Annotated in this window: 19 protein-coding genes; 15 read left to right on the top strand and 4 right to left on the bottom strand. The window is 37.5% G+C overall.

Annotation, left to right across the window (positions count from 1 at the left end; translation table 11 throughout):
- The first annotated feature begins 21 nt into the window (after window positions 1-21).
- Window positions 22-2,406 carry a YhgE/Pip domain-containing protein gene (locus tag RE409_RS15845; RefSeq protein ID WP_309557795.1) on the top strand — a complete coding sequence of 795 codons (2,385 nt, stop codon included), beginning with the start codon at window positions 22-24 and terminating at the stop codon, window positions 2,404-2,406.
- A gap of 45 nt (window positions 2,407-2,451) precedes the next feature.
- On the opposite strand, the gene RE409_RS15840 is transcribed toward RE409_RS15845, so the two are convergent.
- Window positions 2,452-3,051, bottom strand: a complete 600-nt coding sequence (locus RE409_RS15840) for an exonuclease domain-containing protein (RefSeq protein WP_309557794.1) — start codon at window positions 3,049-3,051, stop codon at window positions 2,452-2,454.
- 390 nt (window positions 3,052-3,441) lie between these two features.
- Window positions 3,442-4,335: a helix-turn-helix domain-containing protein gene (locus tag RE409_RS15835; RefSeq protein WP_201224167.1), complete on the bottom strand. Its 894-nt coding sequence runs from the start codon at window positions 4,333-4,335 to the stop codon at window positions 3,442-3,444.
- A gap of 368 nt (window positions 4,336-4,703) precedes the next feature.
- Here RE409_RS15835 and RE409_RS15830 point away from each other — a divergent pair, with 368 nt between their 5' ends.
- The 10 genes from RE409_RS15830 to RE409_RS15785 all read left to right on the top strand — a co-directional run bounded on the left by RE409_RS15830 (window position 4,704) and on the right by RE409_RS15785 (window position 14,134).
- Window positions 4,704-5,240, top strand: coding sequence for a GNAT family N-acetyltransferase (locus RE409_RS15830; RefSeq protein WP_201224169.1), 537 nt, complete (start codon window positions 4,704-4,706; stop codon window positions 5,238-5,240).
- 245 nt (window positions 5,241-5,485) lie between these two features.
- A complete protein-coding gene (locus tag RE409_RS15825; protein WP_201224171.1) occupies window positions 5,486-5,920 on the top strand; it encodes a DMT family transporter in 435 nt (144 codons plus the stop codon).
- Between the two features lie 51 nt (window positions 5,921-5,971).
- A complete protein-coding gene (locus RE409_RS15820; protein WP_201224173.1) occupies window positions 5,972-6,112 on the top strand; it encodes a hypothetical protein in 141 nt (46 codons plus the stop codon).
- A 227-nt stretch (window positions 6,113-6,339) separates the two neighbouring features.
- Window positions 6,340-6,453, top strand: a complete 114-nt coding sequence (locus RE409_RS30740; protein ID WP_201225155.1) for a DUF1572 family protein — start codon at window positions 6,340-6,342, stop codon at window positions 6,451-6,453.
- Between the two features lie 902 nt (window positions 6,454-7,355).
- Entirely contained in the window at window positions 7,356-8,990 is a 1,635-nt protein-coding gene (locus RE409_RS15810; RefSeq protein WP_242485407.1) for a peptide ABC transporter substrate-binding protein, read from the top strand.
- 128 nt (window positions 8,991-9,118) lie between these two features.
- Window positions 9,119-10,048 (top strand): ABC transporter permease, encoded by a 930-nt coding sequence (locus tag RE409_RS15805; protein WP_053346403.1) that lies wholly within the window; start codon window positions 9,119-9,121, stop codon window positions 10,046-10,048.
- A 29-nt stretch (window positions 10,049-10,077) separates the two neighbouring features.
- Window positions 10,078-10,977 carry an ABC transporter permease gene (locus RE409_RS15800; RefSeq protein ID WP_309557793.1) on the top strand — a complete coding sequence of 300 codons (900 nt, stop codon included), beginning with the start codon at window positions 10,078-10,080 and terminating at the stop codon, window positions 10,975-10,977.
- Window positions 10,978-11,027: 50 nt separating this feature from the next.
- Window positions 11,028-12,041, top strand: coding sequence for an ABC transporter ATP-binding protein (locus RE409_RS15795; protein ID WP_053346401.1), 1,014 nt, complete (start codon window positions 11,028-11,030; stop codon window positions 12,039-12,041).
- A 13-nt stretch (window positions 12,042-12,054) separates the two neighbouring features.
- Window positions 12,055-13,047, top strand: a complete 993-nt coding sequence (locus tag RE409_RS15790; protein ID WP_053346400.1) for an ABC transporter ATP-binding protein — start codon at window positions 12,055-12,057, stop codon at window positions 13,045-13,047.
- Between the two features lie 232 nt (window positions 13,048-13,279).
- Window positions 13,280-14,134 carry a crotonase/enoyl-CoA hydratase family protein gene (locus RE409_RS15785; protein WP_201224176.1) on the top strand — a complete coding sequence of 285 codons (855 nt, stop codon included), beginning with the start codon at window positions 13,280-13,282 and terminating at the stop codon, window positions 14,132-14,134.
- A 245-nt stretch (window positions 14,135-14,379) separates the two neighbouring features.
- Here the strand turns inward: RE409_RS15785 and RE409_RS15780 are convergent, their stop codons facing one another.
- Both RE409_RS15780 and RE409_RS15775 read right to left on the bottom strand, forming a co-directional pair.
- Entirely contained in the window at window positions 14,380-14,580 is a 201-nt protein-coding gene (locus RE409_RS15780; RefSeq protein WP_029714163.1) for a cold-shock protein, read from the bottom strand.
- 185 nt (window positions 14,581-14,765) lie between these two features.
- Window positions 14,766-15,728: a D-2-hydroxyacid dehydrogenase gene (locus tag RE409_RS15775; RefSeq protein WP_309557792.1), complete on the bottom strand. Its 963-nt coding sequence runs from the start codon at window positions 15,726-15,728 to the stop codon at window positions 14,766-14,768.
- 122 nt (window positions 15,729-15,850) lie between these two features.
- Between RE409_RS15775 and RE409_RS15770 the strand changes: the two genes are divergently transcribed.
- The 4 genes from RE409_RS15770 to RE409_RS15755 all read left to right on the top strand — a co-directional run bounded on the left by RE409_RS15770 (window position 15,851) and on the right by RE409_RS15755 (window position 22,161).
- Window positions 15,851-16,399, top strand: coding sequence for a GNAT family N-acetyltransferase (locus RE409_RS15770; RefSeq protein WP_201185196.1), 549 nt, complete (start codon window positions 15,851-15,853; stop codon window positions 16,397-16,399).
- Between the two features lie 377 nt (window positions 16,400-16,776).
- A complete protein-coding gene (locus tag RE409_RS15765; protein ID WP_201253612.1) occupies window positions 16,777-18,234 on the top strand; it encodes a CoA-acylating methylmalonate-semialdehyde dehydrogenase in 1,458 nt (485 codons plus the stop codon).
- Window positions 18,235-18,302: 68 nt separating this feature from the next.
- On the top strand, window positions 18,303-19,643 hold the full coding sequence (locus RE409_RS15760) for an aspartate aminotransferase family protein (protein WP_098176458.1): 1,341 nt from the start codon (window positions 18,303-18,305) through the stop codon (window positions 19,641-19,643).
- Between the two features lie 505 nt (window positions 19,644-20,148).
- On the top strand, window positions 20,149-22,161 hold the full coding sequence (locus RE409_RS15755; protein ID WP_201250803.1) for a bifunctional metallophosphatase/5'-nucleotidase: 2,013 nt from the start codon (window positions 20,149-20,151) through the stop codon (window positions 22,159-22,161).
- Window positions 22,162-22,306: the final 145 nt, after the last annotated feature.

The raw sequence follows: 22,306 nt of genomic DNA, 5'->3' as shown, positions 1-22,306 counted from the left end.
GTATAGGAGGATTTGATAGGTGTGTTAAAATCGCTGAAAGGAGAATTATTGGCTATTATAAAAAAACCAATAATTCTCATTTCTATATTAGGAATTATTAGTGTTCCTTTACTTTATAGCGGGACATTTTTATGGGCATTTTGGGATCCGTATGGTAAGGTCGATCAATTGCCGGTTGCCATTGTCAATATGGATGAAGGAGCCGAGCTTAACGAATCAGAACTTACCATTGGGAAAGACTTAGTGAAAGAGTTAAAGGAGAAAAAGGACTTTGATTGGCATTTTGTCAGTCAAAAAGAAGCGAATGAAGGCCTGGCGAACCAGGACTATTACATGAAGATTGAAATTCCGAAAAACTTTTCGGAAAATGCAACTACCTTGCAAGAAGAAAATCCGGAAAAACTTGATTTAATATATACATCAAATGAAGGGTATAACTATATTTCTACTAAGATAGGTGACGCAGCTTCCGAGAAAATTAAAGGTGAGGTTTCTGCGGCCGTTACAAAAACCTATGCTGAGTCAATGTTTGATAATTTGAAAGAAGTTGCTGATGGACTTGGATCCGCCAGTGATGGAGCAGGTGAACTGAAAGACGGGACCGATAAGGTAAAAAATGGGTCTAAAGAACTAGGAGAGGGAATTAACTCTGCTAAAGAAGGTTCACAAAAAGTAGATGAAGGAATTGGTTCTCTACATTCAGGTTCAGTTGAAATCCATAAAAACCTGGAAACATTAGCTGAAAAGTCCTTGACCTTTTCGGATGGAGTGGGTTCAGCAGCTTCTGGCTCGAAAGAACTTAATCAAGGCTTACAACAATTTAGTTCTGGGATTGGACAAATGAAAGATGGGCAATCAAAACTTTTAGAAGGAGCCAAAAAATCTGAAGCAGGTTCTGGGGAATTAGCTTCAGGACTGCAACAATCTTTAGAAGGGTTCAATCAGATTGAAGAAAAGCTACCTACTCTGACCGAGGGGGCAAATGGTGTAGCTACTGGTGCAAGCCAGCTCTCAGGTTCTTTGTCCGATTGGAGTGCTGCTACGAGTGAAGCAAAAGCAGGAGCATCGAACGTTGCGGCCGGATTGGAAGAAGTTATTTCCGGTTTAAAACAACAATCTCAAACTGCGGATGATCCTGCAGAGAAAGCTCGTTTAGAAGGATTAATTGCTTCTCTATCTGGAATTAGTGAAGGAAGTAGAGGAGTAGCTGAAGGAGTAGGAAAACTATCCGCAAGTGCTTCTGAAATTGCTAAGGGAGGCACAAGTCTTAGTGAAGGGGCAAATCAGTTAGGAAAAGGCACCAATGCGCTCAGCGGTGGTTTTACTCAATTAAAACAAGCTCAAGATAAACTTGCCAATGGAGCGAATGATCTGCAAAGCGGACAGGGTCAATTAGTAGCTGGATTGACAACATTTGGCGAAAGTATAGATTCAGCACAGAGTGGACTTGGACAATTAACGGAAGGCAGCAATAATTTGGTCAGTGGGCTTGATCAATTAGAAGATGGGTCGAAGCAATTATCAAATGGAACTTCTCAGCTATCAGAAGGTTCGAAAAGTCTGATTACTGGAACAGATAAGTTAAAAGAAGGTACATCAAGTCTTACAAGTGGCATGGGAGAGTTAGCGAATGGAGCTATTAAGCTTCAAGATGGAATCGCCAAACTTTCAGATGGTTCGGAAGAATTACATGACGAATTGAAAGACGGAGCAAGCGAAGCAGGTAATATAAAAGCCGATGAAGATGTTTATGACATGTTTGCAAGTCCAGTAAAGGTTGATAAATTGCCTATTAATAATGTGCCAAACTATGGAACTAGCTTTGCACCTTATTTAATTTCATTGAGTTTATTTATTGGGGCAATCGTTCTGACAATCATTTTCCCATTAAGAGATCCTGCTGTTATTCCTGCAAATGGATTCAGCTGGTTTATTAGTAAATACGGGGTCATGGCTATTATAGGAATATGTCAGGCTATATTGGTGGATTTGATATTAATATTAGGACTTGGAATTGAAGTCACTAGTCTGCCATTATTTTTTGTAGTAAGCATTCTTGCTAGCTGCACATTTATGGCTATCATTCTATTTCTTGGTTCAGCCTTTGATAATCCAGGTCGTTTTATAGCGTTACTCATATTAATTCTACAGCTGACCAGCAGCGGCGGAACTTTCCCAAATGAATTAGTTCCTAGCTTCCTGCAAGGGTTCACGCCATTCTTACCGATGACGTATTCGATTAATGCTTTTAGAGCAGTAATCTCAACTGGAGACTTTGGATTCATGTGGCATAACCTTAGTATACTTGCCATTTTCCTTGTAGTGGCATTAATACTATCTTTCGTATACTTCATTTATAGATATAAAAAGATGAAAAACGTATTTACGGAAGATGCAGGCAAATAATAATGAAAAAACAGCGACTCGAATAGGGTTCGCTGTTTTTTTCTATTATACCCAAGATTTTTGAGACGAAGGGGCATATTTTTTCATAGGATTTTTAGCAATAACATCTTTTAAATAGGGATAGCCCGAAGGACTAGGTTTTCGCAGCAGCTCCATTAGATAAGAAATGTCGTCCATTGCCCGGTGTGTTTGGAAATTTGTGATGTTATGAGCCCGCAGCAATGTTAAGAGTTTACAATTTACAAAACCGTATTGTTTCCATGGGACATTGCGCATTGTACAGAACCACTGATGGTTATTGATTTCTGGATACATATGGTAGAGGAAACTTCTGTCGAATGAAGCATTATGGGCAAAAATTGAGTCAGAACGATCTATAAAAGATTTTATTTTTTCATCGTGAAAGCTTTTTCCTTCGACAGAGCTATATGGAATTCCATGAACCCTGTATGCTTGATCATAATTCCTTCTTGCTTGATAAGAGAGGGGCTCTCTTAAAAACGATTCTTGATCAACAAGGTTAATAATTTCACCGGTTTCGCTGCTATAGGTAAAAAGAATAAGGGCAAGTTCGATAATTTCATCAGAAGTAGGACGCAATCCAGTTGTCTCTACGTCTAGTACTAAACCTAATCTATTAGACAATTAATTTTCCTCCATTTTGGCTACTTTTATCTATTATATCTGATTTTGGTTGCCTATTGAAAGTGCCGTATTTCTAAATGATAGTGTTCCTTTGAGATTTCAATTAATTTATTGTTAAAATTTTACAGACTATAGTTAGGTACATAGGAATTTGAGTAATAAAGGAAAAATTATTGAAGATGCTCATGGGAAGCATAGAGGTGACGGAGTAATCGGTTAACTTTTATGCGAAAAAAATTCAGTTAGATCTACGATTGTTAGTGTAATTTCTATGCTTAATCACTAAATATTAGAAGATCACTTTCAAACACTTTCTTATTGATATGAAATAATAGGAAACTAAAAAAGGTAGAGAAATGCTTTTTAAAGCACTCTCTAACTTTGTATAATTCAATTCAGGACTAGTATAGATTGTAAGATTCTTTCTAATTCATGGTCGATTATTTGTACATATTCTTCGTTTTTTTGAATACTGAATATGGTTCTGGAGTGATTTAAATATTGCAGTCCTTCATTCTGTTGTTGAAGATGAATCAGATTTTTCCCGGTAAGAAAATGAAGTTCTGCAAATAAATATAAAGATTCGATAGAATTACAAATATTAATGCCTTTTAGCGTATAATTTAATGACTCTTGATAGCAATGAAGTTCGGTTAAGGTTTGAGCTAATCCATGAATGATTTTTACTAAAATTGTACCTTCCTGATTCACATGAGGAATATTCTCGATAAATTCCAATGCTTCATTGAAGATGATTATAGCCTCATCGTAATCCTTTGTTTTAAAGTGAATAATTCCAATACTATTTAAAACTTCTATTTCCTGTTGATGAAGAATTACCCGTTTGCCCATTGTAATCTGAATGGCCTCATTTAATAGATCAATAGCCATTTGTTTATTCTTGAACAAATAAAAAAAAGACATACCCTCATGCCATTTTAAGAATTGATAAAATGATATGGATTTTTCCGGTGCCGTTGCCATTTCTTTTTGGACGATTTCATAGATTGCTTCATAATTACGTGTACGTTTATATCTGTTTATTAATAATTTAATAGTTTCTATGTAATTATAAATCGGTTCATTTTTGGTAGTGAAAAAATACGAAAGATCAACTTTAAGTTTATCTGCTAATAGTCCCAACTCATCAATTGTTGGTGATGAGATGCTTCTTTCATAATCTAACAAGGTAATAGGCTCGCAAATATCTTTTGCTAATTCTTCTCTTGTGAGATTTTGTTTTATTCTTAATTCGTTGATAACAGAGCCAACCTCTATTTTCATTGCAATTGCCCCTTTATACCTATGTCTAGATTTTCTATTGTAACATAATTTTTTTTTTTTCAATATGATTACTGAAAAGATAGTATTATGTAACTACTTTTAAACTGCTGCATCCTTTGAAATCCCTATCCTTCCTTTTTAATGGGAAAGCTTACTATCGCATCTCGGGCGGGTATGGTTGGAACGGAACGGTTTACAGTGTTATTCTCTCACAAATTATTAGAGATTTGATTATTAAGGGCGGGCATCCCGATTCTGCATTATACCTTAAGGAAAGGAAATTATTGAAAAGTTTTGTCCATTAATACAGGTATCTCTTTTTCACAAATAGAATAAAGAAGATAGTGAATCCACGGGGGGATTGTAGGATGAGATTTCAAGAGTTAGAAACAGAGAGGCTGCGTTTAATCGAAATAGGTCACCAGCATACGGAAAGTCTGTTTGAAATTCTCTCAAAAGATGAAGTAACCAAATATGATGGGATAGAAAGCTTAATTCGAGTGGAAGAGGCTCGTCGATTAATAGACTCGTTTAAAAGTGCATATATAAACAAAAGGGGGATTCGATGGGGAGTAGTGGTGAAAGATTCCGAGAAATTTATTGGTACTGTTGGCCTTAATCATTTGAGCATATCTAATAAACGTGCTGAAATCGGGTATGAAATCCATCCGGATTATTGGAGGAAACACTTTACATCGGAAGCTGTCAGAGAAGTATTACGTTATTCATTTGAAGAATTAAACTTACATCGAATCGCTGCATTAACCTTCCCTGATAATATTGCATCAACAAACCTCTTAAAGAAATTTGGTTTTAAGCAAGAGGGGAATCTTAGAAATTATATATTTCTTCGTAATCAATCGCATGATGCCGTGATATTTTCCTTGCTATATACGGAGTTTTAGCTTATACATCACCTAGTTTAGTCAGTTTCCCCAATTAATTAAGGCAGAATCATTGATAAATAGTTTAATAAAAAGATGTAAAAGGATATCGGGGCTGCCCATTTGGGCCTTTTTTTGTTTATAAAGAAAGAATCTGCATATTACTATTTGTTTTGATAAAAAAGGGAATCTATACATATTTTTCATGATAAAATTAAATGAATTCATCATCACGTCCATTGGACATGAAAAGGAGCATATTTATTGTGAAAATTTTATTTCCGTTACTTGCAGTCCTAGGCGGCATTACAATAGCAATTCAAGGACAGATAAATGGCGGTTTAGGAAAAAAAGTAGGGGTCATTGAAGCCTCTTTCATTTCTTTTGGAATCGGGACACTTGCTTTATTATTTATTGTTTTGTTTGCAGGAAATGGAAATATTTCAGCTATCACTTCTGTACCTAAATGGCAACTGATAGGTGGTCTCTTAGGGGCTATTTATGTCATAGTCATCGTCTTAGTAGTCCCTCAAATTGGAGTGGCCCCTACTTTAGTTGGGGTTATCTTAGGACAAATACTGATTGGAGCTGTCATTGATCATTTTGGCTTATTGGGTGGGGTACGTATTCCATTGGATGCGAAAAAGATAGCAGGTATTTGTTTACTCTTTGTGTCATTGTATTTATTTAATCATAAGTGAAGTAGTACAGAAATAAAATACTTAATTATTATGTTTTAATGAGGGCATAAAATGGATATTAGACATTTGAAGCACGGATTAGTCATTAAAGCAACTAAACTTCGGACATGGATCCTGTGGGGCAGCGTGACTGACATCAACAGTGCGATCATAATTTCTCTGATTATCCAATTTTTGTATTTGATTAGCTAGTGGGTAATGAAAGTGAATATGTCGATGACATTATTATGTACAAGTTGGTTTATTAAGGTAACGGGTGCGTTCGTATTTTATGATTAGCTGGTTTTTACTGGTTGATCTTTTTTTAATAGAATCTATTATATCAGGAGCTAGGGTAGGACGTACAGGTGCGTGGGACATGATTCCGTGAACTAAATTGTCCGCCCCCTAATTTAAGAGAACAAGATTTATTAAAGAATATTTATATTCGTGGTGAAAGTCATACAGTACTTGGAGCAATAGAGAGACAGACATTAGGCCAAATTTTTTATATTAGTAATCAATTAAAAGATGAGAATTGGGAAGCCCCTTAGTTATCAAGAAAGGAAAATCGGAAGAATACTTGCTACACAAGCTTAAAAAACATAAGTGAAAGCAGCTATTGAGTTAACCATTTATAGAGGCTTTTTTAAGTGAATTAAGTTTATTAAGTATTCAGGCACAATCCTTTTACAAGGAATTGTGTTTTTTTTGGGTGAACGACCTTGGTTCATTAAGACGTACTAAAGACCACAGGTGTTGTTTTAGAATAAGGTTTGCTCAAATGATACTAATGACCTTAAAAATATCAAATAGAAAGAGCTTGTTTTGAAAAAAGTTTGATCACTTCTGTGACCCTTATTCAAAAATGGAATCTAATAAAAAGTGGTTAACTTGGGAAGTTGAGTCACTTAATAATTCAACCTCTTCTGAATAATGAGAAAAATATGTATAATAAGATGATCAAATATAGCTTCCAATCAAGTTGATATAAATATAGTGATTTGTACTTGTGAGTCTATAATGAAACGCATAATGAAGGGGTTTGAAATTGAAATAAGTTAATGTTTCAATTCTTTTTACCTACTATATAAATCAAAATTACTAGCGTTTAATACCTATCTTGTGAAAAAGTACTCATTGGTTTATTGATTTTTTAATTTATTCGTAATATACTTAATATTCAACATCTTTAATTCAAAGTATAGTACCCTTTTGCGAGGTTGAAAGGAAGGTGGTTTTAAGCTATAAAACTACTGATTTTGGGTTTTTGAGAAAAAACGTAAATTTATGCAAACGCTTCGCTAGTTATTTTTGGTGAGTTTCTGCTATGAATACTTCTAACTATCCTCGCAGAATATTTTAGTGTACTAAACCAGAAGTTAATAGATGGAAGAAGGATAATCTCTTAAACTAGGGATACTCCAAGATAGACTAAAGATGAGGGGGAATATTTTTGAAAAAGTCTAAATTTTCAGTGCTTGCGCTTCTAATGGCTATTATGCTTGTGCTTGCAGCATGTAACAGCGGTTCGAAGGAAACTTCGAATGAAAAAGAAGGTGGCTCGAGTGACTCAGCCAAATCAAAAGTATTAAACGTAAACAACTCAAGTGAACCTGGTTCGCTTCATCCTGCCAATGCGCAAGGTACTCATGAATCATGGATTCTTGAACATACGTTTGAAGGACTGACCAAGAAAACAGAAGAAGGTAAAATCGTACCAGGTGCTGCAGAATCATGGAAGATCAGTGAAGATGGATTAAAATGGACATTTAAATTGAAAGATGGATTAAAATGGTCAAATGGAGATCCGCTTACAGCGAATGATTTCGAATATGCTTGGAAATACGCACTGAAACCAGAAACAGCTGCTGATTATGCTTACCAACTTTATTATCTTAAAGGCGGGGAAGCTTACAACAGTAAAAAAGGCAAGGAAGAGGATGTAGGAGTAAAAGCAACAGACGACCTTACGTTAGAGGTTACATTGGAACAGCCTACACCATATTTCCTTGATTTGACTTCTTTCTATACCTTCTACCCGATCGATAAAAAGGTACAAGAAGAAAATCCGAAATGGGCTTTGGATGCCAAAACACATGTATCAAACGGTCCATTCAAGTTAACGGAGTGGAAACATAAAGAAAGTCTGAAAATCGAAAAGAATGAAAATTACTATGATAAAGACAAAATCAAATTGGATGCCGTTAATTTTGCTCTAATTGAAGATGAAAATACTGCATGGCAAATGTATCAGAGTGGCGAATTGGACATCGCTTATCCACTACCAGTGGATGTACAAGGTCAATTGGTTAATTCTGGAGATAAAGAATTCAAAAATGGAGCAGAACTTGCTGTCTACTATTACAACTTTAATACTAAAGTAAAACCTTTCAATAATCCTAAAGTAAGAAAAGCGTTATCAATGGCTATCGAACGTAAAAAAATTACGGATAATGTTGCTCAAGGTGGTCAAAAGCCTGCATTTGGAGTAATCCCGCCGGGTATTCCGGATGCAACTGGAGATTTCCAAGAAAATACAGGAGACCTTTTTGCGGAAAATGTTGATGAAGCTAAGAAATTGTTAAAAGAAGGACTTGCTGAAGAAGGCATGAAAAAACTTCCTGATTTTTCAATTTTATATAATACATTAGATTCTCATAAAAAAATTGCTGAAGCCGTTCAAGGAATGTGGCGCGATAACCTAGGTGTTGAAGTTACACTTGAAAATGCTGAATTCCAAGTTAAACTTGACCGTGAAAAAGCTGGGGACTTCGAGATTTCCCGTGCAGGATGGGTTGGTGACTATGTAGATCCGATGACATTCATGCTTTGGGAGACAGACGGTGCCTATAATGATGCGGATTGGTCCAACAAAGAATATGATAAATATTTAAAAGAGGCGAAATCTACAATGGAACCAAAAGAACGGATGGCTGCTTTGCATAAAGCAGAGGAAGTTCTGATTGATGAAATGCCGATTCTCCCGGTTTACTTCTATACAAAACCATATATGGTTAAATCGAATGTTACTGGGGTTTATGCACCAATAAACGCTTATCCGAACTTTATTTACGCGGATAAAAAATAAAAGAAGGATGAAAATAGGAGGTATGTCCGATTATGGACATACCCCATTTTTCAATTGCGAATTTGAATATTTCATGAATTCATTTCCGTTTTCAACTCCTTAGAAAATCGATGATTGGGGTGATTACCATGTTGAGATATACATTAAATCGTTTTAAATGGGCGATTATTACTTTATGGGCGGTTATTACATTAACGTTCATCATAATGCATACGATTCCGGGAAATCCATTTGCGAAAGAAGGAGCAATGCCTCCCGCTGTTTATGAAAACCTTCAAGTCCACTATGGATTGGACAAGCCTTTGTTGACCCAATATGGAAATTATTTGTTGGAAGTCGTTCAATTTGATTTTGGTCCTTCTTTGAAATCCTCATCCATTTCTGTGAATGATTACATTTTGAAGGGATTTCCAGTGTCCTTGCATTTAGGAGCGCAAGCACTGGTGATTGCCATCTTTTTTGGGCTCATTTTAGGTGTAGTGGCATCACTGAAACGAAATAAATGGCCTGACTATTTATCAATGGTCATTGCCATCGTCGGGATATCTGTTCCGAACTTTATTTTGGCGACTATTTTAATCAATTATTTTGCAATAAAATGGCATATATTCCCTGTTGCTACATGGGCGACATGGCAGCATACCATATTACCATCCATTGCCCTGTCGATGATGCCTCTTGCTTTCATTGCCAGATTGATGCGGACAAGCATGCTTGAAGTAATGGGACAAGATTACATTTTGACCGCAAAGGCAAAAGGGCTAAAACGTAGCGGTGTCATAATCAAACATGCGATCCGAAATGCGTTATTGCCGATTATCACGATTCTTGGTATCCTAACGGCTAATATCGTGACAGGAAGCTTCATTATTGAACGTATTTTTGGTATTCCGGGCATGGGAGATATGTTTGTAAAGGGAATATCCAATCGAGACTATCCGGTCATTCTTGGTTCCACAATTGTGTATAGTGCAGTGCTTATCCTATTGATATTCATCGTTGATATAGCCTATACGTTGATTGATCCTAGAATTAAAGTGACGGGGGAGAAAAAATAATGGCAGATAAAGTGCATTTAACCGAAGATATGTTCCTACCCGCTGAAGGAAACTTTAAGGAAGCTGAAAAAATTGCTAGGCCAACGGTTTCATATTGGTCTGACGTCTGGCGTCGCTTTAAAGAAAATAAACTAGCAATGACGGGGTTTGTTCTAATTATCCTGTTGGTCTTGCTGGCTATTTTTGGTCCGTATATTAATGGATATACTTATTATGGTCAAGATTTCGAGAAAAAGAATCTTAGCCCCAATGCCGAGCATTGGTTTGGGACGGATTCATCAGGAAGGGATTTATTTACGCGAGCTTGGTATGGTGCAAGGATATCCTTGTTCATTGGCTTGATGGCGGCGCTAATAGACTTTTTAATTGGTGTCCTATATGGCGGGATTTCAGCTATTCGTGGCGGACGCACCGATAATATAATGATGAGGTTTGCTGAAGTGATCTATGCGATCCCTTACCTATTGATGGTTATCTTGATGATGGTTGTATTAAAACCTGGTATATTGCCGATAATCATAGCCATGTCGATTACAGGATGGATTCCTATGGCCCGACTGGTAAGAGGGCAGGTTTTACAATTAAAAGAGAATGAATATATTCATGCTGCAACCATCTCTGGTGCTAATACGAGCTGGACTTTAAGAAAACACATGATTCCAAATACAATGGGACCGATCCTTGTCAATTTAACGTTGACTGTACCTACGGCGATTTTTGCCGAAGCTACTCTAAGCTTTTTGGGACTGGGTGTGCCAGCACCTCAGGCAAGTTGGGGAACATTGACCAGTGATGCTCTGGGAAGCATTTTGGTAGGGAATTTCTATCAACTTTTAATCCCGGCGATATTGATCTCATTAACCATGTTCGCGTTTAATGTGGCTGGTGATGGACTACAGGATGCCCTAGATCCAAAACTACGGAAATAAATGAGTCATAACATAAAGATTTTGATAATACTAGAATAGGAGGGACGATGATGGAGAACCTATTAGAAGTTAACGATTTACACATCACCTTCCATACGTATGCAGGAAAAGTACAAGCTGTTCGCGGCGTGAACTTTGAAGTGAAAAAAGGGGAAGCAGTCGCCATCGTAGGAGAGTCCGGATGCGGAAAAAGCGTTACTGCAAAATCGATCATGCGATTATTGGAAACACCTCCAGCAGAGTATGGAACAGGGTCAATATCATTTGGTGGTAAAGACCTTATTAAAATGAGTGAAAAGGAAATGCAGAAGATTCGTGGAAATGAAATCAGTATGATTTTCCAGGATCCAATGACTTCGCTCAATCCAACGACTAAAATCGGCAGCCAAATTATGGAGGGTATTTTAAAGCATAATAATAATATCTCTCGAAAAGATGCATATGAACGAGCGTTAGAAACGCTTAAACTGGTAGGTATTCCTCAGCCGGAAAAAAGGATGCAGCAATATCCACATGAGTTTTCAGGGGGCATGCGCCAGCGGGCGATGATAGCGATGGCTCTAGCCTGTGAACCGAAATTGTTAATTGCGGATGAACCTACAACGGCATTGGATGTAACGATACAAGCGCAAATTTTAGAACTGATGAAAGATATCCAACGTAGAATGGATACTTCCATCATTTTAATCACTCATGATCTAGGTGTGGTTGCGGAAACTTGCGAAAGGGTAGTAGTCATGTATGCAGGTAAAGTTGTGGAAACAGGTACAGTTGAAGCAATATTTGCAAACCCGCAACACCCATATACAAGAGGATTGCTTAAAACGGTGCCAAGGCTGGATATGGAAAAAACGGCTCCGTTGGTACCCATTATCGGATCACCACCTGATTTGTTAGATCCGCCTAAAGGATGCCCATTTTATCCAAGATGTGAATCTGCAATGAAAGTGTGCAAAGAACATGACCCGGAACTTGAGGTAGTAGAAGAGGGACAGACAGCTGCATGCTGGCTTCACCATCCAATGGCAAAAGCAACACGCGTTCAAGCACCGACTAATGTTTAAAGGAGGAGAACCAATGGTTTCACTAAAGAATAAGTCAGTAAAAGAAAAGACAGTCAACGAAAATTCTCCTCTTGTTGAAATAAAGAATCTGAAGAAATATTTCCCTGTTGGTTCACAGTCGTTGAAAGCGGTAGATGGTTTGGATCTCAAAATCTACGCAGGGGAAACTGTCGGACTTGTTGGGGAAAGCGGTTGTGGAAAATCTACTGCTGGGCGTACGATAACCCGCCTTTATGAACCGACAGAAGGAGAAGTTCTTTTTCAAGGGAAAAATATTTTTGATTACAAACCTGGTGAAATGTCACATATTCGCCGTGAAATCCAGATGATCTTCCAAGATCCTTACGCTTCCTTAAACCCAAGGATGAAGGTAGAAGAATTAATTGGTGAACCACTTGCCATTCATGGGATTTCAAAAGGTAAAGAGAGAAGAAAACGGGTGGAAGACCTGTTAAAACTGGTTGGTTTAAGTCCGGAACATATCACTCGTTTTCCGCATGAATTCAGTGGCGGACAACGTCAGCGTATCGGAATTGCAAGGGCGCTGGCTTTGAATCCTAAATTCATTGTTTGTGATGAACCAATTTCTGCACTTGATGTTTCAATCCAAGCTCAAGTAGTAAATTTATTAAAAGAGTTACAAAAAGAAATGGGCTTGACTTATTTATTCATCGCCCATGATTTATCGATGGTCAAGTATATTTCAGATCGTATTTTAGTCATGTATCTTGGGAGAATGATGGAACTTTCAGATAGTGATTCTTTAACGAAGGATCCGCTTCACCCATACACACAAGCCTTGCTCTCTGCGGTGCCGATACCAGATCCCACTATTAAACGGGAAAGGATCGTACTAAAAGGCGATGTACCAAGTCCGATCAATCCGCCGAGCGGCTGTGTATTCCGTACTCGTTGTCCGAAAGCGATGGAGATATGTTCTAGCGCTGTGCCTGAATGGAAAGAACAAAAACCTGGGCACTACGTTGCTTGTCATTTATATTGGTAAATAAAATAATGAGGCCAGTTGCAAAATCTGCGGCTGGTCTTTTTTTGAAAATACACATTAAAAAAACTTTTTATTTTCAGGAAAGATGCCACTAGGTTTTTAGAAAATATTTTTTATAGATTTATAATAATTAAATCTAGGAATTTGAAAATAAAACATATAAAATGTAATTATATGTAAAATTAAAATTACCCAGAAATGGCTTCATTTTGTGAGATAAGGAGGAATAATGTTGTATTCCACAATAACTAGTGAAATTGTCGATCATGTCATGATTATTACACTTAACCGTCCTGAAAGAATGAATGCCTTTAATGAAAAAATGTGTGAGGAAATGATTCGTGCTTTTGATGAAGCGGATGAAAATGATGACGTACGAGCCATTATTTTAACTGGGGCAGGGAAGGCTTTCTGTGCTGGCATGGATTTGGAAAAAGGTGCAGAAACTTTTATGGATCACACTCCTTTAGTTGAGTACCGTGATGCAGGTGGTGTTTTATCATTAAGGATTTTTGAGATGAAGAAACCTATAATAGCAGCCATTAATGGAGCAGCGGTTGGTATTGGTATAACTATGACTTTGCCTATGGATATTAGAATTGCTTCAACTGATGCGAAAATGGGGTTTGTTTTTGCAAGGCGAGGAATTACAATGGAGGCTTGCAGTGGTTGGTTCCTGCCTAGACTTGTCGGAATGGGGAAGGCATCCGAATGGATTTTTACTGGAAGAATGATTTCAGCTAAGGAGGCCTATGAGGGGAGACTAGTTAACAAGATTGTAGAGCCTGATGAATTGATGCCAACTGCAATGGAAATCGCATCTGAAATAGCGGAAAATACCTCTTCCGTATCTGTGACATTATCTCGGCAGCTAATGTGGACTATGCTTGGAGCAAATCATCCAGTTGAATCACATAAAATAGAATCGAAAATGCTTCATTGGACCGGAAAGCAAGCTGATGCACAAGAAGGAATCGAAGCTTTCTTAGAAAAACGGAAAGCTGAATTTACAATGAAGAGCAGCTCTGATATGCCGCCGTTTTACCCGTGGGGTCTGGATCGAACATACGAATCAGATAAAAAATAAATGATTAATTCTGTATTGAAATCATTCTTAGGAACTGTGTGAGAATTTTTACTTTTCGGATAAATTAGGGTTTCTTTTCTTAGTGTGTTATACTGTGTTTACCATTTACTAAACTTGTTTCATATTCCCCTATTCCTTGTGAATAGGGGTTTTTTTATTTTCAAAAAAAGATATTCTATAAAGAATATTTTTATTCAAAAAAAACAGACTCTACAAGTAGAGTCCGTTATATATTGTATTTAAAATTATGCTTTTTGAACGTTAGTAGCTTGGGGTCCACGTTGACCTTGCTCAACTTCAAAAGTAACTTCTTGACCTTCGTCTAATGATTTGAATCCTTCGCTTTGAATAGCTGAGAAATGTACGAATACATCGTCTCCGTTTTCGCGTTCGATGAAGCCAAATCCTTTTTCTGCGTTAAACCATTTCACTTTACCTTGTTCCATTGTTGTTGCCTCCTAGTGTGAATCCACACAATGTGTTACTACCCTTGCTCAATCTTCAGACGAAAAGTGTTTCACTTATCAATCTTCCCGAACAAAAATAATTCTTATTAAATATAACAGATAATGTCGGAATCTGCAAGCTATCATAGTAAGATTATTTTTTGTGAAATTGCTATGAAGATTCGTTAATATCCTTTCTTGTAATTAAGTAAATTTGTTGTAGGGTTTTTACCGTTGAGATAGTTCTTCAAATTGGGAATGAAAATATCTTCAATCAATCGTTTGTCGTAATATTCAGTGTTTCCGGATGTGTGTGGCGTGATGATGACATTGTTCATTTCCCATAAAGGGCTACTTTCCGGAAGTGGTTCAGTTTCAAACACATCTAGTCCTGCACCTGCAATCTGCTGGTCCTTAAGCGCTTGAATCAATTCATTTTGAACAACGAGGGATCCTCTTCCAATATTAATGAAAAAAGCGGAAGGCTTCATTAACTTGAATTCGTTTGTGCCGAACATATCCTGTGTTTCTGGAGTCAAAGGTAATGTCACGACAACATAATCACACTTAGGGAGAAGATCATTCAATTGTTTCTGGGTGAACATCTCATCAACATATTCTTCTGATTTACCAGAATGACGAACCCCTAATACGGTCATTCCAAAAGCCTTGGCAATTTTAGCTGTTTCCTTCCCGATTTTTCCAACCCCAATGATGCCTATAGTCTTTTCGTGAATTTCCTGCTTCATATCAGCGTGGTGCCAAGTCTTTTCCTGCTGTTGCTTAACATATGTATCTATTTTTCTTGTAAAGGCGAGCATTAGGGCGAAAATGGTCTCTGAAATGGGATATGCGTGGACACCATTTGCAGTCGTAATCTGCACATTCTTTTGTTCTAACTTTTCCAGTGGCAAAGCATTCACTCCAGCACTCCATGTCTGGATCCATTTCAATTCACTTGCTTCATATAAAATAGATTCGTACATTTCTGATTTCCAGCCAGCGATTATTTCCGCATCGTTTATATGATCCTGCCATATTGCAGGGGCTCTTCCAGTAATCACAGTCCAATCGGGAATCAATCCTTTAACTTGCTGCAATAAATGTTCATTCAGGTTTTGGGTAATAATGAGTTTTTTATTTGGCATAATCATCATCCTCTATCATTTTTCTGAATTATACGTAAGTTTTGAGAATAATTCAATTGGAAACAGTGATTACTAAGCAATCTTGATATAATACAAATATCTAACAAGGATGGGGTGTAATCATGAAGGTGAAGGATATATATGGGCAGCTACCAACTTTAGAAACAGAACGTTTAATTATGAGGAAAATCACTATGAAGGATGCTGAAGATATGTATGCATATGCTTCCGAAAGTGAAGTATCTCGTTTTGTCACGTGGGAACCGCATCGTTCACTATCTGATACAAGAGATTTTATCCAATTCGTGTTACAGAATTATGAAGATAATAAGCTTGCTCCATGGGGAATTGAATACAAGGACAATGGTGAGTTTATTGGTACTATCGACTTTGTTTCATGGCATTTGAATCATCAAATCGCTGAAATAGGGTATGTCCTTGCTCCACAATATTGGGGAAATGGCATGATAACGGAGGCTGCCAAAAAGGTAATAGAGTTTGGTTTCGAAAATATGAATCTTGTTCGTATTCAGGCCCGCTGCTTTGTGGATAATCTTGGTTCAGAACGGGTCATGCAAAAGTCTGGAATGTCTTTTGAAGGTATTTTGCGAAAAGGTATGTTTGTTAAAGGTAAGCATGAGGACCTGAAATTATATTCAATTATTAAATGATCATACATTAATGTAAGGATTACGAAAAATCTATAAGGGTTGCTGTACTTTTAAGGGGATGGATTTATAAATGTTGAAGAAGTCAAACCAAATCTTAGGTTAGCTCACTGTTTCCGTCTATGTGAAAATTCTGGAAAACACTCATTTCCCATTTTATCAAGAATAATAAGAAAGGAAACTGACAGCCTTCAATTTGCATTTCTAGCTCTCGTAAATTTTGACGAGGAATATTCCATGGCTCTAGGAAGATATGAAATTTAAAAACAAACAAAATGTGCAAATAATCATTCAAAAACTATACAAAACGTCTAATGTAAAAAGTCCGTTTAAAAAATATAATAAAACTATGAAATCGGGTTGAAATGGAGGGTGTCTTAATGGCAGTTATTAATGATGTAGAAACGTTGAAAAATTATATAGGTGGCAAGTGGGTAGAATCCACAACGTCAAAACATGAAGAGGTGCCTAATCCGGCAACAGGAGAAGTGTTGGCGATTGTACCGCTTTCCACAAAAGAAGATGTCAATCAAGCAGTTCGGGTGGCAAAAAATGCTTATAAAGAATGGAAAAAGGTAGCTGTACCTAAAAGAGCTCGCTTCTTATTCCGCTACCAGCAATTGTTGATTGAACACTGGGATGAGCTTGCGAAGCTCGTCACCATTGAAAATGGAAAAAGCTATACAGAAGCATATGGTGAAGTTCAACGTGGCATAGAATGTGTGGAATTCGCTGCAGGTGCGCCAACCTTAATGATGGGCAGCCAGCTTCCGGATATTTCTCCGGGTATTGAATCGGGCATGTACCGTTATCCAATGGGAGTAGTAGCAGGCATTACTCCATTTAACTTCCCAATGATGGTTCCATGTTGGATGTTCCCGCTTGCGATTGCCTGTGGAAACACATTTATTCTAAAACCTTCTGAAAGAACGCCTCTTCTAGCCAACCGTCTTGTTGAGTTATTAACAGAAGCAGGTGTTCCAGATGGTGTTGTAAATATTGTCCATGGGGCACACGATGTGGTGAATGGGATATTGGAGCATGAAGACATTAAAGGAGTATCTTTTGTTGGCTCCCAGCCAGTTGCAGAGTATGTATATAAAACAGCAGCTGCTAATAAAAAACGCGTTCAGGCTTTATCAGGAGCAAAAAATCATTCAATTGTAATGCCTGATGCAGATCTGGATAATGCAGTAACCAACATTACCAACGCTGCTTTTGGATCTGCAGGTGAGCGCTGTATGGCCGCTTCAGTAGTTGTTGCAGTAGGAGAAGTGGGAGATCTGCTTGTAGAAAGATTAAAGGCAGCAGCTGATGAAATCAAGATTGGAAATGGAATGGATAAAGAAGTTTTCCTTGGCCCAGTCATTCGTGATACTCATAAAAAGAGGACGGAACAATATATTGAGATTGGTGAAAAAGAAGGGGCTGTTCTCCTTCGTGACGGTCGAAATGAAGGTGATCAGGAAAACGGCTATTATGTAGGACCAACATTATTTGATCATGTTAAAACAGATATGAAAATTTGGAAGGATGAAATTTTTGCTCCTGTTTTATCAATAGTGCGGGTTAATACACTTGAGGAAGCAATTGAATTAACTAACCAATCCGAATTTGCTAATGGTGCCTGTCTCTATTCAGATAGCGCGAAAGCTGTCCGTGAATTCCGTGAAGAAATTGATGCAGGAATGCTAGGGGTGAATCTTGGTGTACCTGCTCCGATGGCATTCTTTCCATTCTCCGGCTATAAAAGCTCATTTTATGGAGACCTGCATGCAAATGGAAGAGACGGCGTAGAATTTTACACAAGGAAAAAAATGCTAACAGCAAGATACTGATATAGAAAGGAGGTCGACGCTATTTATGGTCGGCCTTCCTTTATACAATTATAAGAGGAGTGGGGATTATGCAGGTTGAAAAACAAGGTCAAGATCTTAAGACAATAGATGAAAAATATGTTTGGCATCATATGAAAGGAGCTGGACCGAATCCTGGGACAATGGTCGTTCAAAAAGGGGAAGGGGCATGGATCACGGATGTTGATGGAAATCGTTATCTTGACGGGATGTCAGGGTTATGGTGTGTCAATGTTGGTTATGGACGGACAGAACTAGCAGAAGCAGCTTATGAGCAGCTGAAGGAACTTCCTTATTCTCCTTTAACAAACAGTCACATTCCCGCTATTAAGCTTGCAGAGAAGTTAAATGATTGGCTGGGAGGAGATTATGTAATTTTCTTCTCGAACAGTGGTTCAGAAGCAAATGAAACCGCTTTTAAAATTGCCCGTCAGTATCATCAGCAAAAGGGTGAACATGGACGCTATAAATTCATTTCCCGTTATCGTGCTTATCATGGAAATTCAATGGGAGCGCTTGCAGCGACTGGGCAGGCACAACGGAAGTATAAATACGAACCGCTTGCGCCAGGGTTTCTTCATGTCTCACCTCCTGATTTATACCGTAATCCAGAAGACGAAAGCGGTGAAAAAAGTGCTGCGGAAATTGATCGTGCCATAACATGGGAATTAAGTGAAACGGTAGCAGCAGTTATTATGGAACCGATTATTACTGGCGGAGGGATTCTGATGCCTCCTGATGGATATATGAAAAGGGTTAAAGAAATTTGTGAGAAAAATGGAGTTCTTCTTATTTCAGATGAGGTTATTTGCGGTTTTGGCCGTACTGGGAAGAAGTTTGGATTTATGAATTATGATGTTCAACCAGACATCATTACAATGGCAAAAGGGATTACTAGCGCTTACCTGCCGCTTTCCGCTACAGCTGTAAAACGTGAAATTTATGAAGCGTACGCTGGTTCCGAAGAATATGACCGCTTCCGACACGTAAATACATTTGGTGGCAATCCTGCTTCCTGTGCCTTGGCTTTGAAAAATATGGAGATATATGAAAATGAGAAACTAATTGAACGGTCCAAAGATTTAGGTCTTCGTTTTCTACAAGAATTAGATGAAATTAAGTCTCATCCAAATGTTGGAGATGTCCGTGGCAAAGGTTTGTTGGTTGGAATTGAACTTGTGGAAGATAAACAAACAAAACAACCGATTGATATTTCCAAAATCAATAAAGTAATTGCATCGTGCAAAAATAAAGGACTCATCATCGGCAAGAATGGTGATACCGTAGCTGGTTTCAATAATGTCCTGACGCTCGCACCTCCGTTAAGTATTACTGAAGAGGATTTTTCTTTTATTGTAATGACGGTAAAGCAAGTATTAGCTGAACTGTAATAAATATTAATAAACAGTGGGAACAGAATCTATTTTTCTTCTGTTCCTTTTTTGTATATAAAAGTATGTTAACTCCGTTCCTTGAAAAGTACTAGAGGAGTGCTGAAAAACTAGAATGCACTAAAGATTGTAGGGTTATATGATTTATATCACCAATTTATAGGAAATTCAGATGCAATCAGCGCTCTAATTTTACAGATTCTTTTTTTTCCTTAAAACCTTGGCAAATTACGAAAAAATCCCAAAGTATTTCTGATGTACTGCAGGTTTTGTTATTGTCTATCTTTAGACGGATATTGTTCTTAGACCTTGAAACTCTTATCTTTAGGGAATCAAACAAGGCATGTTTCAAGAATACGAAAACCATCACTGTTTCACATTATTTTCCTATTGTTATAGAACTTATTATTTTTTTAATTAAAGGCAATAAATAATAATATTCCTAATTTAAGATGGTTGGTTGTTCTTTAATGAACTGTAATGGTGAATAAGGGGAGGATCTGGGTTGAAGTTATCAATTTTGTGCACCTTATCTATGCTTAGTTCATTGGTAATCGTTTTATCGTTATTACCAAATAATGTGCTGGTGGCAACAGCAGAGAATGGAAACAAGCAAATCACGATTTTTCACACCAATGACATGCATGGCCATTTGCTGAATAATTCGAATCAGATTGGTATTGATATTATTACAAGTATGAAAAATATGGAGTCGAATTCTCTGCTGATTGATGCTGGGGATGCAACCCAAGGCCTTCCTTTTGCTAATTTAAGAAAAGGTAAAGATGTGATTACCTTAATGAATGCAGCTGGTTATGATGGTATGACTTTGGGGAATCATGAATTTGATTTTGGCTTGGAACAAGTGTTAAAGAATGTGGCACTTGCTAAATTTCCTGTTATCTCAGCCAACACGATATATAGGGGCAAACCACTTCTTGCAGGTATAAACGGAAATAACGGGGAGTTCTTCATTAAAGAAATTAATGGTGTAGAAGTAGGGTTCTTTGGAATTACCACTCAAGAAACCGCGTATAAAACTAACCCGAATAATGTGAAGGGAGTTACATTTGAAAATCCTATAAAAACTGCCCAAAATCAGGTCGACAAGTTAGAAAAAGCAGGAGCAGATGTTATTGTCGGTATTGTTCATTTAGGCAATGAAACTTCCAGTAAACTGAAAAGTGAAGATATTGCAATTGAAGTAGATGGAATTGATGTTATATTAGATGGTCACAGTCATACTCTCATTAATGAGCATGTGAATGGAACGTTGATTGCTCAAACCGGCAGTGCAAGTGCAAATGTAGGCAAAGTGGACATTACTCTAAAAAATGATGAAATAGTCGAAGCAAAAGAAACCTTGATATCCAAAACAGAATCTGTGACCTACAAGTCTGAAGTCGAAGTGGCTAACTTCACTAAAAAAATCAGTGAATCACAAGGTACGAGCTTTAATCAAGTTGTTGGCCGAACTGAAACCCCTCTTTGGGGTGCGACAGTAAATGGGATTGCTATCGGCAGGATTAGTGAAACTAACCTAGGAGATTTGATTGCGGATTCAATGGTTTGGTCTGCTGCGTCACAAGTTAAAGAATCCAGTTATGAAAACCAGCCGATTGTCTCCTTGATAAATGGGGGAGGCATACGCGATTCGATACCTGAGGGTATTATTAACCGAGGACAAGTCATTTCAATCCTCCCTTTTGGTAATATTTTATTTCTCAAAGAAGTTAGTCCTGCTATTTTATATGATGTACTGGAAAATGGTGTTTCAAAAATAGAGAGCGTTAATCCGAAAACTGGGTTTATTACCGGTGTGGATGGAAGGTATCCACAAATTTCAGGAATGCGATTTGAATTTGATCCATCCAAAACCGCTGCCAATACGAAAGACACTACAAAGCCGTTTACAAAAGGCGAACGGGTCACTAAAATCATTTTACTTGATGCAGAAGGGTCAGATGGCGAAGTATTAAATCGTTCAGACACTACGACAAAAATCGTACTTGCTACAAATAATTTTGAAACAGCCGGTGGAGATGGCTATACAATGCTAAAAAGCCTAACTAATATTGGTGAAGGTGCTTCATTGGATATAATATTTGAAGAGTACATTACAAAGTTGACCAAAGCGGGGGATGGAGTTTTTTACTATCCGGTAAGCAAAAGAAGGTCAAGGGCAGTTACTTCTCATGTGTACTATCCTTATACTGCAGCTATTACAATCAAAAAAGGCAGAGAGATTGTCGCTAATAGTGAAGTGGTGTATACGATTGATAAAGGGAAAGCATTTAAGGGGAAAACAGATGAAAAAGGGATTTTGACTATTGGTCATATCAAATCAGGACCACATTCAATAGCTCTCTCATCTAAAGGATTATCAACGTATATTTATGTAAATGATTTGATTGATTCCACAATTATGAATTCAAGTCTTGGATCTGAAGGATATGGCAATTTCAGCAGCTATCAATTTAATCAGCGCACTACCAGAAACAATAACAAGCTGAAATAAAGAGGAGGTTGCTTTTACTAGAAGCTTAGTTTGGTCGAGTCGTAAATACAGGCAGTCAAAAATATTGTTTAGCATAAGGATGCTGAAAAACAACTAAAACTAAAAAGAATAGCTACCTTATTGTTTAAATGAATGATAAACATTG

This window comes from Peribacillus sp. R9-11, assembly GCF_031345095.1.
Classification (GTDB): domain Bacteria; phylum Bacillota; class Bacilli; order Bacillales; family DSM-1321; genus Peribacillus; species Peribacillus butanolivorans.
This window is presented reverse-complemented; position numbering and strand designations above follow the sequence as displayed.